This is a genomic window from Staphylococcus sp. GW821-FHT11H10 (genome assembly GCF_058807855.1).
Genome location: NZ_JBXARC010000005.1, coordinates 1 through 16,041, shown reverse-complemented (window position 1 = coordinate 16,041; position 16,041 = coordinate 1). Strand labels below are relative to the sequence as shown.

Below are 16,041 nucleotides of genomic sequence, written 5' to 3'. Positions count from 1 at the left end.
ATCGTTTCTTTCTTTTATAATTTAATTACTTTCTATAGTACTGTATTGCCCAAATTTGTCTGGATATGCGTTTATGTGAGGATGATTTGAAATAACTATACAAAATAGTGATTATTGTATCAATGGAAATTTTCAAAGATACTTTTTCAACATGTCAGGCGTAACATGACAGTATGAGATATCTTCTGGATGTTTATCGAGTCTGTCTTGATGTTCCTCAGCACTTGCAACGTAATTATTTAAAGGTAACACTTCTACGGCAATTCGCTCTTTATCAGGTCGTTTTGAGATGAAGTCGCGTGCTTCTTCAAGATGCTTCTGTTCATCACTATAAATACCTGTACGATATTTGGGTCCTTCATCAACGCCTTGTTTGTTAATACTATATGGATCTATAATCTCAAAAAGATAATTCATTAAGTCAGTAATTGATGTCTGCATAGGGTCGAATGACGTTTTGACACATTCTGCATAGCCGTCATATTTGTCACTAAGTGTTTCAGATATTCCATTTGCACGTCCCGCTTCAGTCGATAAGACACCTGGCAATGTTTTTATAAACGCTTGAACACCCCATAAACATCCACCTGCAATGTATACAGTTTCCATCTCTAACAACTCATTTCAATTTATAATTAAAAAAATAGAAGGACTTTGTCATAGTTTCCTTCTATTCTATCAAATTATTTCCTAACTAATGCGATAATCCCAGCAACGAGGATTAAAATACCTGATAAATAACCAAAAAATCCTAATAAATATATATGAATTATTGCAGCAACAATAAGTATAATACCAATTAAGACACGTCTTTTATTAATTAAACAGCTTAATGTTAAAGTTATTGCTGATAAAATAATAGAGCTGGTTGCCACAATAGTCATTAATCCAACAAGTTCTGAACCATAACTTTTGTCATAGTTTGTTAGAATTAGCGCAATCAATCCACCAATAATTCCAAATATACTTCCTGTTATTCCAAGAATCATTTCAATAATTCTGTTAGTTGGCTTAGGTTCATTCATATAATTATGTTCCATTGTTACCTCCTTTTCTATGCTGCGTCATCTTCAGAAGAAGTAACTTCTGTATCTTCTGTTCCACTGTCTAATGAAGGATCATCAGAACCAGGACCATTTGAATTGTCATCAGATTCAGATGCTTCATTTTCAGCTTGTTCTGCTTGTTGTTGTTCATATTCTTCTTGAGCCAATTGGTCTTCATAATCTTGCATTGCTTTTTCGTATTCTTTTTCGCTTTAGCATTTTCTTTCTCATACAATGCTTCTACACAAGCTTCTAATTGATCATACTCAATTTCTAACACATCTTTAGATACATGGTTCATCTTTTCACCATCAGTGAGTGAATTATATTCATCTACTAAAGCATTATACATATAAGCAGGGTATGTCACGCCCACGTCCGCTTGATTAGAATCATCATTTTTTTTACTAGAAGATGTTGTATCTGATTCGTCCTCAACATCTGTAGTTGAGCTAGTCAAAGTATCTTTAGTGACATTTGAATTCTTAATTTCTGATTTATTAATAATCCATTGTGCCCTAACTTTGTTGAAATTAGGTATGGTATCTAATTCTAAAGTATAATGATCACTATCCGGTACATCATAAGTAATGTAGCCTGATGCAGTGTTATGCTGATTTAATTGGTGGCTAAATCCTTCATGCATATCTTCACTACCATACCATTCTTCATAATTCTCGTTATTTACTTTCATACTGAAATCAGTATTATCCATTAAAACTTGATCATCGTTATTATTTCTAAAATTTATGTATACTCTCAAGGCTTTGCCATTTACAGGTGCACTATACTCATCATAGTTATCTACGAATTCTGCTTTAACTACTTTAATATCTACACCGTGAGCATCCACGACTTGACCTATTTTAAATTTTTACATTTTGTCTGTAGCTTTAGCCTTGTTATTGGCTTCTTCACTTTCTGCTTTATCTTTGTTGTCACTGAGGGAACATCCTCTTAAAAATACTAAAAATATAATACTTATAAAAAATAATCTTTTCATATTAGCCTCCTCATCTTTTTTGTAAATTGAAAAGATACTATTTACATATATTTTTTATATTTGATTTAACTTTTTCAGTGACATAAATAATTAATTGATATCCCAACCTTTCGTACTCTTTTATATGAATTTAAGAAGATAATACGAATTATTCATAACTTTTTCAGAATTAGTTTTTAAACTGGAATTACAAAATCAAATAAAGGAGTGCATATGAATGACTGGTATCATATCATCTGTATTATTACTCATTTCAATGGGGAGTTTAGCAATAGCTTTTTTAACAGGAATATACGAAATACTTTCATGGTTAAGAGATAAAGATTATTCTCCTACATTTAAAATTCCCGTATTATTCTTTGGTTTATACGTGCTATTCTATATACCAACATTTATATTAATTAATTAATAAAACATGGAGGTGAAATATATGGAGGGGTTTCATATTTTATTAGTAGAAGACGATGAAACCATCGCTAAAAATTTAAAACAAATATTACAACAAAAAGGTGCACAGGTGACATTAGATAGAACTGGAGATAGCGTTTTTAACGTATTGAATGACGTTCATATCATTATTATGGATATTATGTTACCCAATAATGATGGTTTGTCTATCACTGATGAAATAAGAAGCATTTCTACTATACCTATTATTTATCAGCAAGAGTTGATATCGATTCTAAAGTTAAAGGTTTGAATAATGGCGATGATTACCTTACCAAACCTTTCAATCCGAGAGAACTTATTTCTAGAATTAATAATCTTTTAACTATCCATTATGCTGATAAAGAGGCTCAATTTTATGAGTTTAAAGTTAATGCTAAAGACAAGATAATCAAATCTAATGATGGAAACCAATTATCTTTAACTAAAACGGAACGTCGATTATTTTTCTATATGTATGAAAATAGAGATTTGATTTTAACAAAGAATCAAATTATTGATTACGTTTGGCAATTTGAATCCGCTTCTGAAAATACTTTGAACGCTTATGTAAAAAAATTAAGAACTAAGTTATTAGATTCTGGAACAATTATTGAGACTATTTATGGTATTGGTTATAGATTAAATGGGGGCTAATTTATGAGACTTTTAAAAAAATACTATATGTTCATGGGATTGGGTTTATTATCGATACCTCTAGTTTTTTTAGCTATCAATAGCATGATACTACTATGTATTCTATTTATTGAAAAAGTCTTGGGTTATCCAATCGGTTTAAATTTTAAATCCAGTGGCCTTACAATAATTTTTTACATCTTTTTCTTCTTAATTCTAATTACTTTAGTTATTATTGCCTCACGCTATGTATATAAAATCGTGAATCGTTTACGTTTACTTAATGATAAATTATTAGACATTGCTAATAGTGATAAATTACCTAATAAATTAGACATACCTACTCATATAAATGACGAAATTGATGAAGTTGGCCAATCTATAAATATCTTAATAGACAGACTAAGATATAGAGAGTTAGAAATTATCGAAAACAAAAAGCAAGAACAAAATTACATTAATCAACTTGCTCATGATATTAATACGCCTCTAACTGCATTAAATTTAGAGTTATACCAACTCGGATTTCAATACCAAATTAATGATAATGATATAGAATTATCTTATGAAAAGATAAACTATATTTCTAATTTAATTAAGGCATTACCTAACAAAGATGATATTTCTAAATTTTATACGTTTAACCACCAAGTTGATATACAAGCATGTATAAACACAACAATTGATAAATGGCACTATCTATTAGATTCAAAGAACATACTAACCATTCTAAATGTTGAAGGTAACCGTATTTATTGGCTTGGTGACCAATTATGGTATGAGCGCTTATTCGATAACATTATTTCTAATGTTTATAAACATTCTAATTCATCGCGCATTACCATTTATCTAAATGAGAATTATATTACTATTCAGGATAATGGCATTGGCTTTAATGATATGTCTACTAAATCTAAAGGGTTAACTATTATTAAAGATATTTGCGAAAGATTCTCTTTAAAATTAAATATTAAATCTGATTCTAACGGTACTATAATCACTATTGAAAACAACAGAGAGTAACTATTTATATAAATCATTTATTTGTTAAAACTAGATATACTTTCTTGAAAATTGTTTTAAATTAAAACCACATAAAAAAACATAAACGTTCACATTCTTTAGTGTGTAGTTCTAAGATAGAATACGAAACATAATTGCGAAGACGCCTAGGGGGGAGCATCTCAACTAAAGTGGAATGATGAACCTAAGTGCTATGACATACCAGGAACGCGTATCAACTTATTTGAGTAACCATCTATCTAAGAACACCTTTACAAAACAAAAAGCTTTTGAGTAAAAGTAGACTTTTTGTAAGTCTTCATTCATCTCAAAAGCTTTATTATCCTCATTTAATGATTTAACGCATTCGTAATGACATTTTTGAACGTAGTTTCTTCAATACGATTATTCTGTTCTTGTTGTGCAATGACTCGCTCTTTAAATACACTTGGTTCATTAGCAATTTCATTTAATATATCAATTAATTGTTGAGGTTCGTCTTGCTTTGCAATATTCTTTTTAGCAATAAATGAACGACGATGCGCAGTTTCATCATAAGCCAAAATTAATTGATTATGGAGCATTGCACGTTCAATAGCATTAACGATTTCTCCACCTTTATTGATATCTAAATAAACATCACATGTTTGGAATAATTGATCAATCTTCGCTTGGGTGATTGTTGGATAAAGTTTAACGTTATCATATTTACCCAAGCTCATTAATTTAGCTGACATTTCGGTAATAGCACCAATATGAAATTCATAATCTTCACACTGTCGTATAATTTCTTCTAAATTTGGAAGATCATCAGAATTCGTTAAATTAAGTACTTGCTTGTTATAATTATTAGGCTTCTGATAATCATACAAGTAGCCCAATTGACTGATGAAAGGACGATACTGCGCCTCAACATTGGATGTAATAGCCTCAAATTCTGCACTATCTGGGATAATTACCTTTGAATTCAGCGTCTCTTTATCTAACAATAACTTCATATTTCCCGGGACATTACTATGACTTTGTTCTTGCCAGAATAACACTGCATTCAACATATGATTCGATTGATATAACACGAAAAATGGTGTTGCCAATGAATTGATGAAGACAGTTGAAGTATCAACATCTATTTGGTCTAAATAGAAGCTAATGAAGTCTTGTTTTGACGCAAAGAAATGCGATTGACCTTGCCAATCTAATATAATATCTTTTGTGACAAAGTTTTCATATAACACTTCTTTCCCTTGACGATCTACGTAAGTCTTCAAGATGGGCTTTTTATTTAAATCATATACCGTTTCCGCAAATTTAAATCCATCTTTGTTATAAAAATCGACCGAACGCAAACGGTCCTTTGTATCAAACCACTCCACAAAACTCACAATTCGATTTTTAAAATACTCGCGATAAAATATTCGCCCTCTTACATTACCATTATCTATAATTTCTGCATGATTATAATTACCTTTAATTTCCCATAATGGTGGCACTTGAACCTCATTAAAAAATGCTGGTTTATCGTCATCATTTCGTTTATAATTTGCAAAAAATTGATACGGTGTCATGACGTTATCGGGTAAAAAACCGTCATCATCCATCACAATGGTCTCATGTTTAAATCCTGCAAATTGAAGTGATTGTTGAAGTTTTTGTGATGCTTCATCAAATATTTCAAATAAATTAATCATATAGCACCTCATCAATTAGATTTTGCCACTTTTGCGTAATATGCTCAGTTTTAAATGATTCTGCAATTTTATAAGATTTCTCATGCGAATGCTTAGGCCCATCATTAAAATACTGAACAATTTTTTCAGCCATAAGATTTGTAATGACTTCGACATCTTGGTTATCTTTATCAATTGGTATGAGATATCCATTCTCACCGTGACTAATAAATGTTGGATTACCGTAATTCACATCGAATCCTATCATGCCTAATCCAGAACCTACCGCTTCCATTAAGGTCAAACCGAACCCTTCACTTGTTGAAGCCGATACAAATAAATCATAGTTCACATAGATTTCATCTAACTTCTTATGACCTTTAAGTTGAATATAATCTTGTGCTTCATTTTCTTTAATGATTTCTTCAATTTTCGATCTTTCGTTACCATGACCATATATATCAAATGTTAATTTTGGCACTTTCTTTTTAGCTTTAATTACAGCTTTCGCAATCCAATCTACATGTTTTTCACTAGCTAACCTAGAAGCCGTAAGCATAGAATATCGCTTTCTTTCCCCAATTGGATAACTTAATTGATGTAGACTACCTACTGGGATAGTTCTGACACGAGGTTGATGTGATGTATATTTTTGGAATTGCTCGGATAAAACTTGATTTTGTAAATCCGTCGCAGTGATATAAAAATCGATATATGGTGCTTGTGCAAATACATATTCGTAATAGTTATTCCACAAAATGTAGGTATCATTTGTAGCATTTTCGCTATAATGTTCCGCATGTACAACAATACCGACTTTACTTGATCCTTTATGTTCTAATATACTTTGACCAACTTCAGTCGATCTATCAATAATAACGATATCTTGTTCAGTCAGATGCAACTTTTTCATAAAATAAGCTACAAATTCCTGTTTACTGTATAATCGAGCATCCTCAAATACATAGACACTCGATTCTCCGTCTATATATTCTTTATAAGCAATAGAGCCATCCTCATTGTAAAACTGTCGCTTATATAATTTGGCACGATTTTCATATGGTGCATAATATTCCGAGAAAGTTCGTACATAGCTATAGTAATCTTTCCGAACTAACATACCATTGACGACAAATTCTGCACGATCGACAATAATGTCATCTTCATTCTTCAAATAACAGCTCACATAGGATTTATCATTCCCGATGTATAAGCGCATAGTTTTACCAGTAACCACTTGGGCAGTGACAGGATTACCTAAATCCTTTTTCAAGTCATCAACCGTATACGTCGTTGGTGCGATAGGTATATCACTGAAATATTGATACAGCCATATCACTTCATCATCTTTAAACCCGATATTGTCAGTTAACGTTTGAATGTTCTCTGCGGAAATAAAGTCTAGAAAGATAAATTTAGCTGGTTGATTTATCTCTCTTAATAATTTGGAACGATAAGCTTGAGCATATTCTACACCACTGCTCGCCCACCCAATGCCAAAATTAATATTATATACTGTCATCTATGAACACCTCATTTTAAGGAAAATGTACTACTAAATCTTGATCTTTATCAAACGTTAGAATACTTAAACATAAATTACGAATCGTTGCCCGTTTAATATTTATCAGCATCATTTCATATGTTTCTAAAGCTACTTTATGATATTCGAATATTGCATTTCGTTGACCATTTTGTCGATTATTAACACTCGCTTTAAGTTGTTGAAGTTGATCAACTTGATTTATCCATTCTACATCTATGGCTTTCAATATTGCTTTTTGAAAAAATCGTAATTTAAAATAATCGTTATTTGCAATTTTCATATTCTCTTTTAATTGTTTGTTAAATTGTTGCACTAGATAATCAATGGTTTGTTCACGTGTTTGAATCTGTTGGCTAATAGCGTCATCTTTGAAACTAAAGCTCAACTGCTCATAAATATAATTGATGATGTCATCTTTATTATGAATATGCTTTGTTCTCAAATCATAGTCAAAGACATCACGCGCTAGTGAATCAAAGTCAAATGCACTGAAGTCTGACGTTTCAAGAATACGATTGCGCTCTTCATACACACGATCACGTTGAATGCCGATACTTTTTTCGAATTCATTAGCCATTTCACGCGCCATCATTGAGGTTTCTTCAGATACACGCTGTGCTTTAGAGACAATTCCTCTTACTCTTCTTCTGAAAAATGGACTATCTTGTAGTTTGTCTGGATCAACGTCTTTTAGTTTTTTATTTTCAGCTAGTTTAGAGTTACTCCAACGTTTAACAATATAATCATCTAATGATACATAAATCTGTGAAACACCTGGGTCACCTTGACGACCAGAGCGTCCACGCAATTGTCGGTCAACCCTGCTATTCTCCATATGTTCATTGATTATGACTGCAAGTCCTCCGAGCTCATAGACTCCAGAGCCAAGCTTAATGTCTGTACCACGACCAGCCATACTAGTTGAAACTGTAACAGCACCCAGTTGTCCTGCCTCAGCAATCATTTGTGCTTCTTTAGCAACATTCTGTGCAATTAATAAGTTATTAGGGATATTGTCTTTAAATAATTGGGTTGAAAAATATTCAGCCGCTTCTGCAGTTCTTGTTATTAAGAGTACTGGTTGTTTAGTGGCATGAATTTCTTTTACTTTCTCAAGTATCGCTTTATTCTTTTCATCTGATTTCGCATATACTCGATCTTCTTTATCATTACGAATAATCGGATGATTAGTTGGAATTTCAACTACTAACTTAGAATACAAATCAAAGAATTCCTTTTCTCCCAACTTACCGGTTCCGGTCATCCCTGAAAAACCATTAAATAATTTGAATAAATTTTGGAAGGTAATTGTCGCCATTACACTTAAATCTTGTGATAGTTCAACACCTTCTTTAGCTTCAATCGCTTGATGCAAACCAGATTGTAGTTTGGTACCCGGCAACATTCGCCCTGTAATTCGGTCTATAAGTACAACTTCGCCATTATAAATAAAATAATCTAAATTGTCTTTGAACAGATACTTCGCGCGTAATGATAAGTTAATGACACGTACCAAATCAAAATATTGTGGTAGGTAGATATTATTCACTTTAAAATAATGATTGGCTACATCAATACCTTCATCCGTAAGCCATACTTCTTTTTTATTCACATTTAATTTAAAGTGTTCATCTTCAACTAACGTTTCAACAAACATCTTAATAATATGGAATAAATTGGATTGCACACGTGGAGCACCAGAAATAACCAGTGGTGTTTGCGCAGCATCCAATATAATTGAATCAACTTCATCAATAATCGCAAAGTTCAATTCAGGTAAATATTTAGCATTAATATGGTCTGCTAAATTATCAAATAAATAATCAAATCCTAAGCGACCATTTGTTGTATAAATGATGTCATGGTTATATAACATTTGCTTCTCATTTTCGGCATATTCATAATCTGGAATATCCACAAAGCCAAGTGACGCTGTTAAGCCTAACCATTCATATAAAGGTCGCATTTCTTGAAAATCACGATTCGCCAGATAATCATTCGTAGTAATTAGAAATGCGCTTTTTCCTGTAAGTGCGTTTAAATAAAGGGGCATTGTCGCTGTTAACGTCTTACCTTCACCGGTTTGCATTTCTGCTATATTACCTTGATGCATCACGATGGCGCCCATCACTTGAACATCTTTCGGATACATACCTAGTACACGTTTCGATGCTTCACGAATCGTTGCATAAGCTTCCGGCAACAGTTTATCCAGCGTTGTTTCCCGTTTCTCTAAACGTTGTTTAAAGTCAGCTGTTTTAGCTTGTAATGCTTCATCTGAACAGTTTCGCATTTGATCACTTAATCGATTTACTGCCACTAACTGCTTCTGTAATCTTTTCAAACGCATCGAGTTAATCACATTACTAACTTGATTAGCCATTTTGATCACCTCGCACATAAACACTTTCGCCAAATATGACTCGATTTAATACATCTAAATTAACTTTACTTTCAACGATAGAGTGTGTTTCAGATTCATCTGTATCTAACTCTTGAATAATAATATTTTTGAAAAAAAGTTCCGACAAGCCAGCATTTATTAATTCAATTTTATAAGCATAAGCCTCTTCAGGAAATTCGAATTCTGCATCACTATTTTGAATGATTAAATTGGAATGTTCCGTGTCATTTTTACGATAAAATGTAATCTTTATATACACACTCCCTAGAGGCTCGACATTGTAATTTAAAATCACTTTATATTGTTGTTTCTTTTTCAAAATAGGGAGCGATGGCGCGTATTTATGTTCACTAAAAGTTGTTAACATACGCCAATCATGTATAACAGTCCCTGATGGCATCAATGGATTGTTAAAGTATGTTCCATCATCCTCAATGCGTAATTTCGTACCATACATAAAGGTTGTAGTATTTATATGACGGCACGTTAATGTATAACTATTTAATGCTGACATCGCTATCTCTCCCGAATTGATCTTTTAATATAATGTTATAAAAGTTGACAAACCAACTTGTTATTGTAGGTGAATCATCATTATGTCGACCCGGTACACCACGACTCATAACATGTGAACCTTGTTGACTCAATACTGGTGATAAATTTTGAAATGCCGTAGCATCATAATCATCATTGTACATATATGCAATTGCAAATATTGTATTTGTTAGATTACTGTTTTTTAATTTTTCCCAAAAACGTGAATCTAAATGTTGAACATCTGAAGTGGAAATACCACCTGTATTCGCCAACAACACATCATTTGCAGTGCCAAATTCATTTGGACGTAACAATTTCATATTATCTGCTATAGTCCCAATATTTAATAACGGTTTCCCTACTACAACCGCAGCTGGTTCTAATTGAGCTGCATAGTACAAGGCACCAAATGATCCCATAGATAACCCTGATAGTATAAGTTCATCATGCTTGAAACCTAAAAAGTCTAAGGCATTTTGAATCACATTGATAATCCCTTGTTCAAAAGTTTCGGATCCAAGATAAAATGAACCACCTTCAAGACGAGGGTCACCAATTAAGATAAACGGCGCATTCATCTTATTCATCATGAAATAGCCTTCAAATCCTTCAGCAGGACGATAACCACTAAAATACACATTGAGCGGAGGCTTCATATCACCTGGATTGAAATAATGTCTAAACTCATCTCGTTTCTCATCAGTAAAACGCTGTCCACCCATAATAAATTGTCCCATTTCTAGTCGTGACCAACGTTTATGAATGGCACCAATACGTAATTTACCCTTTCCTTTTGCTTTAAGAGATACGCTGACATTCATTTGAGTCGTCCTTAATGGTAATTGAATAGGTTGATTTAAATCTTTATGCTCAAAACGTAATGTTGTATCTGGATATTCCGTTGATCCAAACGGAGATAATCTAAATGTGTACTCGATTTCGACATCTCCTTCAAGTGAATACTCCGGCCAAAGCTCGTTAACCTTATCTTCATCACTTACTAAACTTTGTATCCACGTAACAATAGGTTTGAATGATGTACCGAAATCACCTTCTAACACGAGTGACTTGTTCCCCTCATATTTATACGTTCCTTGAAAATGTGGGTTAACAGTTGTCTTAATTGGTGATACTCTATCGCCATATTGCCCAGGAAATGTCACAGCTAACAATTGATGGTGTAGATCTTCCTCAGTTTGATAATTAAGTTTCTTTACAAATTTGTGTTGGATTAATGGTTCAGCATCATAATTCGGAGACCACATTTGTGCATCGATGACCGTATTGTGAGGTGTAGCGACGACTCGTAATAAATCCATTAATTCAGGTGAGTAAGCACTTTGTACAAATACTAAATCAAAGTTACCAAATGCTTTTATAATGCTTTTTACCGCTTCAATATAACCACTATCAAACGTAAATAATGCATCATCTAAATAATCCCATTCAACACCTTTTTTACTATCAAATAATGGTTCTAAATCTTTCCCACCTACTTGTAAGATTCTGAATTTACGTGCCATGAATTTCACCTTCAATCACACTATTTAATCTTTGGATTATCTTTTCTGAACTGAATTCATCACTCAATTTAATAGAATGCGCAAACGAATAATTCCAATTCTTCAGATTGTTTATAAAATAATTTAGCGCTACCCTTAATTGTTGGATATTATCGATAATTAAACCATTTAACTTATCATCTACATAATCTGTCTCTCGCCTATTGATTTGTGGAACGCCTGCACTAATACTTGAAATTTGTAAATATAAATCAGGCTCTTGGTTTAAATCTACAATCACTCTTAATTGCGACAATTCCTTCATTAAATCTTCTTCGAAAGGCACATAAATTAACTTAACCTTTTCTATTTCATCTTCTTCAAGTTCCGTTTGTAAAATATCTTGAACTTCTGGAGAGAATTCTTCTTCCTCAACATTTAACAATGCATTTAATTGATCTATTTCATCTCTTAACCATTGCTGTATATCGTTCTCATTTAATCGCGTTAACAGATGGATTATGGTTTGTTCATGTTGAGAGACGTATTGACTCAATTGATCGATAACCGTTTTTAAGTCTTCTTCACTAAGTGAATCTATCCAAACGCCAATATTCGTTTCATACAATTGACTACTTATATTAGGTAACATTTGTGCATCAAACGGCGTTACGCGCATAATTTTGAATGGCTGGTACTCAGGATTCTGAGTTATGAATTGATTTAATTTAGTCGCATTTGCTTGTGTATCAACTATACATTGATTCGCTTTTCCAATAGTTTCTAATAACGTCGCATCGATGTATGCATTTCTCTGGCTGAATAATGAGAAACACATATTCTCAGGTTTGAATGTATCTGTTAATACATAATTGTGTCTTTTATCTGCAGCTATAATCACTTTATCGTCATCCGCTAATGTTGAAGTATTGTATTGTTGAATTTTTTCAAAAATAAGTTCATCCATATTGCCATATGACTTCTTCTGAAAAAGGTCATAGAATTCTGGTTGGATAGTAATTTTTTCAGTCATAAAATCTTGAGTCATAATGATCTGACCTTTAACCGCTAAGTAATATCGTTTCATTGGTGATTGTCCATCATGATAAATTTCAATCGATGACACAAACCCTCTATCATCAAATATCAATTTACGGCTTAGTGTTTTGTGTTCATAATCCTCAATGCAAATTAAATAGCCTTCTTGACTAAAAATCATCTTAGAAAATTGATTATCACTTTTAATGGCCAAGACTTGAAATGGCGTATAAATAAATTCAGTGTCTTCTGGCCAAGATAATTCTCTATAATCAATTGCTACAGGTGTGCCATGCGTTGCACCTTGTATCTCATCAAAAAGAGACCAATAATTCATTTCATAAAGCTCATGACGATGTAAAAATAATCGCAACAGGGGATTATAATTCAAGATGATTGTATTGAATGGTTCATTGTTTTTATGATGCATCAACATTAAACTTACCATGTCATCAAATTCTGTCGTTTTTCTTTTTATATAAAAGGGCACAACAGCGCTATCCCACCAATTGTTCGAATCGTACCATGCAGGTATAAACTGTTTCATAACTATCTCCTACCAATATTTATTCAAGATTTGCTTGTAACGATCAAAGTATAAGTACGTGCGAATCGTCTCACCAATATTAATACTGATGTACACTAAGATAATCAGTTGCATTGAAAAGTAAATTTCTGTTGATAGATTGGGCACCAACAATGTTGAATATAATGGCACTGCCAGAATCAATGCTACCAATATGGCACCAGTCCAACATACTCTTCTAGCCTTACTATTTAAATACCGCTCTGTCTCACGACCCGGACGTATAGGATCAAAATAATTCCCATTCTTTAGAAATTCATCCGCCTTTTTCTTAGTATTAATCAAAAATCGTGACAGCAAGTAACTCAGTACGATTTGTAACACAATATAAAACATAATACCTATCGGATTAGCAAAACTTAAAAATTCGAAATTTGCGTTTGACCCGAGCAATGTAGCTATTAAATTAATCATATTATTTAACAGTACGTATACTGATAAACTAATCATAATTGAAATACTTCCAGCCGGATTTAATTTCCATGCTAAATATGTTGGTGTCTTATTCGTAGAGTTATTCATGATGTCTTTGTAATTGAGTCGATATTCCGATAACTCAATAAATAATAGAATGAGTAATGCTATGACTAATGTCACAATTACTAATATAAGTAATAAGACACTTACACTTAACTTAAAAAAGTGTTGGTTATTAAATAATGATTTGATTAAACTTGTTAATACAATTGGCATTGGACCACAAATACCGTATGTAATATTTTGATCTGCTAACCAAACCAATAACATTGTCCCCGCAACAAGAATTAGCATGAGTAAAATGATGTTTGAATCTTTAATAAAGTTATTATGAATATACGTACTGATTACAAAATAACTTTGAAATATTGCAAACACTATTGTTATAATTCTTTCCTTATAATGCTTTTCAGAACGTGTTTGTTTCGTTGCTTGATCCAAATTACGATAATTTAATAACATAATGATAACTAGTGATGTTAACCAAGGTCCAAGACCTAATGAGAATACATTTAATGTATGAAGATCCCCACCTACATTTGAAACTGCTAATTTGAAAAATGTATCTTTGTTATCATAAATACCTTCCGAACCCACTATTGAAATATTACTTCCAAAAATGTAAACAATTAAAATGAAACAGGTAAATAAAATCCTCTTGTATAAAATCTTATATTCATGTTTCTTAATCATAATTTCACCTAAAATTTTAAAAATAAAGTTTTTTACATTATATCAAAGAGGCTAAAGATATTAATTAGTTTGGTTTATACATACATTATTCCAACCAATAATTATACTTTAGCCTCTTTTTTTAAGGATAGACAACCAATTTATAGAAAAGTGATTATTTTATAAATCTATCTCCCACATGAAGTAGTTTATTGTTCTGATCCTTTATTCTTTTTATCTTTTTTATTTTTACGAGATTTACCAAATAATCCTAATCCCGCTAACATTGCTGCAACAGCTGATACAAGTCCTGTTGAATTAGAGTCACTATCTCCAGTATCAGGCAATTCATCTTTAGCATCATGATGAAGTGAATTGCTATGCATTTGTGAATCATTATTACTTTGAGATTCAGAAGTAGTCATTGACGTACTGTTTGAAGTTGATGCTGAGTGACTTAGTGACGTGCTCAAGCTTGTTGAATCTGTTCCACTCATACTTTCTGAAGTTGATATTGAATCAAATTGTGAGTGAGAAGTACTCATAGAATTTGATTCACTTACAGAATGTGATGTGCTGAATGAATGTGAAGCATTACTATCTGATGTGCTTGTGCTACTTGAATCACTAATACTTGTTGATGCTGATGCACTATCTGACGTCGTATTAGAATCAGAATTACTGATTGAATGTGATTTGCTGTCTGAGCTTGAAGTATTATTTGAATCTGTTCCACTCATTGAATGTGAAGCACTTCTACTTTCTGACGTACTTGCTGACGTAGATGTACTATCTGATGTGCTTGCGCTTGTTGAACTTGATTCGCTCATTGATATTGATGTACTGATTGATGTCGATACGCTTGCACTTGTTGAATCACTCACACTTGTTGACGTTGATTCACTTGATGATGTGCTTGCACTTGTTGAATCACTCACACTTGTTGACGTTGATCCACTTAATGATGTGCTTGTACTTGTTGAGTCACTCTCACTTGTTGATGTTGACGCACTCAATGATGTGCTTACACTTGTTGAATCACTCACGCTTGTTGATGTTGATCCACTTAATGACGTGCTTGCACTTGTTGAGTCACTCACACTTGTTGATGTTGATCCACTTAATGATGTGCTCACACTTGTTGAGTCACTCACACTTGTTGATGTTGATGCACTCAATGATGTGCTTGCACTTGTTGAGTCACTCACACTTGTTGATGTTGACGCACTCAATGATGTGCTTGCACTTGTTGAGTCACTCACACTTGTTGATGTTGACGCACTCAATGATGTGCTTGCACTTGTTGAATCACTCACGCTTGTTGACGTTGATGCACTATCTGATGTACTTGTGCTTGTTGAGTCACTCACACTTGTTGATGTTGATCCACTTAATGATGTGCTTCCACTTATTGAATCACTCACACTTGTTGATGTTGATCCACTTAATGACGTACTTGTACTTGTTGAGTCACTCTCACTTGTTGATGTTGACGCACT

The 16,041-nt window shown here is 32.7% G+C and carries 17 protein-coding genes; 5 read left to right on the top strand and 12 right to left on the bottom strand.

Annotated elements, in window-relative coordinates; translation table 11 throughout:
- Positions 1 to 132: 132 nt before the first annotated feature.
- The 4 genes from AC1RRU_RS04290 to AC1RRU_RS04275 form a co-directional block, all read right to left on the bottom strand.
- On the bottom strand, positions 133 to 609 hold the full coding sequence (locus tag AC1RRU_RS04290; RefSeq protein WP_011274670.1) for a peptide-methionine (S)-S-oxide reductase: 477 nt from the start codon (positions 607 to 609) through the stop codon (positions 133 to 135).
- 74 nt (positions 610 to 683) lie between these two features.
- Positions 684 to 1,040 carry a membrane protein gene (locus tag AC1RRU_RS04285; RefSeq protein WP_011274669.1) on the bottom strand — a complete coding sequence of 119 codons (357 nt, stop codon included), beginning with the start codon at positions 1,038 to 1,040 and terminating at the stop codon, positions 684 to 686.
- 67 nt (positions 1,041 to 1,107) lie between these two features.
- A complete protein-coding gene (locus tag AC1RRU_RS04280) occupies positions 1,108 to 1,899 on the bottom strand; it encodes a DUF4352 domain-containing protein (RefSeq protein WP_011274668.1) in 792 nt (263 codons plus the stop codon).
- A 21-nt stretch (positions 1,900 to 1,920) separates the two neighbouring features.
- A complete protein-coding gene (locus AC1RRU_RS04275; protein ID WP_011274667.1) occupies positions 1,921 to 2,049 on the bottom strand; it encodes a hypothetical protein in 129 nt (42 codons plus the stop codon).
- 217 nt (positions 2,050 to 2,266) lie between these two features.
- Between AC1RRU_RS04275 and AC1RRU_RS04270 the strand changes: the two genes are divergently transcribed.
- The 4 genes from AC1RRU_RS04270 to AC1RRU_RS04255 are packed head-to-tail and all read left to right on the top strand — an operon-like array spanning position 2,267 to position 4,134.
- Positions 2,267 to 2,458, top strand: coding sequence for a hypothetical protein (locus AC1RRU_RS04270; protein ID WP_011274666.1), 192 nt, complete (start codon positions 2,267 to 2,269; stop codon positions 2,456 to 2,458).
- A 21-nt stretch (positions 2,459 to 2,479) separates the two neighbouring features.
- Positions 2,480 to 2,749, top strand: a complete 270-nt coding sequence (locus tag AC1RRU_RS04265) for a response regulator (protein ID WP_011274665.1) — start codon at positions 2,480 to 2,482, stop codon at positions 2,747 to 2,749.
- The gene (locus AC1RRU_RS04260; protein WP_011274664.1) at positions 2,746 to 3,132 is read left to right on the top strand and encodes a response regulator transcription factor; all 387 of its coding nucleotides are present in this window, start codon (positions 2,746 to 2,748) and stop codon (positions 3,130 to 3,132) included. The genes AC1RRU_RS04265 and AC1RRU_RS04260 overlap by 4 nt, the downstream gene beginning before the upstream one ends.
- Positions 3,133 to 3,135: 3 nt before the next feature.
- The gene (locus AC1RRU_RS04255; RefSeq protein WP_011274663.1) at positions 3,136 to 4,134 is read left to right on the top strand and encodes a sensor histidine kinase; all 999 of its coding nucleotides are present in this window, start codon (positions 3,136 to 3,138) and stop codon (positions 4,132 to 4,134) included.
- 329 nt (positions 4,135 to 4,463) lie between these two features.
- Here AC1RRU_RS04255 and gtfB read toward each other — a convergent pair whose 3' ends face one another.
- The 8 genes from gtfB to AC1RRU_RS04215 all read right to left on the bottom strand — a co-directional run bounded on the left by gtfB (position 4,464) and on the right by AC1RRU_RS04215 (position 15,087).
- A complete protein-coding gene (gtfB, locus tag AC1RRU_RS04250) occupies positions 4,464 to 5,801 on the bottom strand; it encodes an accessory Sec system glycosylation chaperone GtfB (protein ID WP_046464699.1) in 1,338 nt (445 codons plus the stop codon).
- Positions 5,794 to 7,302 (bottom strand): accessory Sec system glycosyltransferase GtfA, encoded by a 1,509-nt coding sequence (gtfA, locus tag AC1RRU_RS04245; RefSeq protein WP_011274660.1) that lies wholly within the window; start codon positions 7,300 to 7,302, stop codon positions 5,794 to 5,796. The genes gtfB and gtfA overlap by 8 nt, the downstream gene beginning before the upstream one ends.
- A gap of 16 nt (positions 7,303 to 7,318) precedes the next feature.
- Positions 7,319 to 9,709 carry an accessory Sec system translocase SecA2 gene (secA2, locus tag AC1RRU_RS04240; RefSeq protein WP_011274659.1) on the bottom strand — a complete coding sequence of 797 codons (2,391 nt, stop codon included), beginning with the start codon at positions 9,707 to 9,709 and terminating at the stop codon, positions 7,319 to 7,321.
- Positions 9,702 to 10,244, bottom strand: coding sequence for an accessory Sec system protein Asp3 (gene asp3, locus AC1RRU_RS04235; protein WP_070601157.1), 543 nt, complete (start codon positions 10,242 to 10,244; stop codon positions 9,702 to 9,704). Before asp3 ends, secA2 begins: the two co-directional genes overlap by 8 nt.
- Positions 10,228 to 11,790, bottom strand: coding sequence for an accessory Sec system protein Asp2 (gene asp2 / locus AC1RRU_RS04230; RefSeq protein WP_493196452.1), 1,563 nt, complete (start codon positions 11,788 to 11,790; stop codon positions 10,228 to 10,230). The genes asp3 and asp2 overlap by 17 nt, the downstream gene beginning before the upstream one ends.
- Entirely contained in the window at positions 11,780 to 13,354 is a 1,575-nt protein-coding gene (asp1, locus tag AC1RRU_RS04225; RefSeq protein ID WP_011274656.1) for an accessory Sec system protein Asp1, read from the bottom strand. The genes asp2 and asp1 overlap by 11 nt, the downstream gene beginning before the upstream one ends.
- Positions 13,355 to 13,363: 9 nt before the next feature.
- Positions 13,364 to 14,563 (bottom strand): accessory Sec system protein translocase subunit SecY2, encoded by a 1,200-nt coding sequence (gene secY2 / locus AC1RRU_RS04220; protein ID WP_011274655.1) that lies wholly within the window; start codon positions 14,561 to 14,563, stop codon positions 13,364 to 13,366.
- Between the two features lie 188 nt (positions 14,564 to 14,751).
- Entirely contained in the window at positions 14,752 to 15,087 is a 336-nt protein-coding gene (locus tag AC1RRU_RS04215) for an LPXTG cell wall anchor domain-containing protein (protein ID WP_080366123.1), read from the bottom strand.
- Positions 15,088 to 15,115: 28 nt separating this feature from the next.
- On the opposite strand from AC1RRU_RS04215, the gene AC1RRU_RS04210 reads away from it, so the two are divergent.
- Positions 15,116 to 16,041: hypothetical protein (locus AC1RRU_RS04210; RefSeq protein WP_493196451.1), on the top strand; the 926-nt coding region annotated here is incomplete at its 3' end.

Excerpts from the sequence above, each read along its gene's own strand:
- AC1RRU_RS04290 (WP_011274670.1), bottom strand. The coding sequence starts at position 609 with ATGGAAACTGTATACATTGCAGGTGGATGTTTATGGGGTGTTCAAGCG.
- AC1RRU_RS04285 (WP_011274669.1), bottom strand. The coding sequence starts at position 1,040 with ATGGAACATAATTATATGAATGAACCTAAGCCAACTAACAGAATTATT.
- AC1RRU_RS04275 (WP_011274667.1), bottom strand. The coding sequence starts at position 2,049 with ATGAAAAGATTATTTTTTATAAGTATTATATTTTTAGTATTTTTAAGA.
- AC1RRU_RS04270 (WP_011274666.1), top strand. The coding sequence starts at position 2,267 with ATGACTGGTATCATATCATCTGTATTATTACTCATTTCAATGGGGAGT.
- AC1RRU_RS04265 (WP_011274665.1), top strand. The coding sequence starts at position 2,480 with ATGGAGGGGTTTCATATTTTATTAGTAGAAGACGATGAAACCATCGCT.
- AC1RRU_RS04255 (WP_011274663.1), top strand. The coding sequence starts at position 3,136 with ATGAGACTTTTAAAAAAATACTATATGTTCATGGGATTGGGTTTATTA.
- gtfB (WP_046464699.1), bottom strand. The coding sequence starts at position 5,801 with ATGATTAATTTATTTGAAATATTTGATGAAGCATCACAAAAACTTCAA.
- gtfA (WP_011274660.1), bottom strand. The coding sequence starts at position 7,302 with ATGACAGTATATAATATTAATTTTGGCATTGGGTGGGCGAGCAGTGGT.
- secA2 (WP_011274659.1), bottom strand. The coding sequence starts at position 9,709 with ATGGCTAATCAAGTTAGTAATGTGATTAACTCGATGCGTTTGAAAAGA.
- asp3 (WP_070601157.1), bottom strand. The coding sequence starts at position 10,244 with ATGTCAGCATTAAATAGTTATACATTAACGTGCCGTCATATAAATACT.
- asp2 (WP_493196452.1), bottom strand. The coding sequence starts at position 11,790 with ATGGCACGTAAATTCAGAATCTTACAAGTAGGTGGGAAAGATTTAGAA.
- asp1 (WP_011274656.1), bottom strand. The coding sequence starts at position 13,354 with ATGAAACAGTTTATACCTGCATGGTACGATTCGAACAATTGGTGGGAT.
- secY2 (WP_011274655.1), bottom strand. The coding sequence starts at position 14,563 with ATGATTAAGAAACATGAATATAAGATTTTATACAAGAGGATTTTATTT.
- AC1RRU_RS04215 (WP_080366123.1), bottom strand. The coding sequence starts at position 15,087 with ATGAGTACTTCTCACTCACAATTTGATTCAATATCAACTTCAGAAAGT.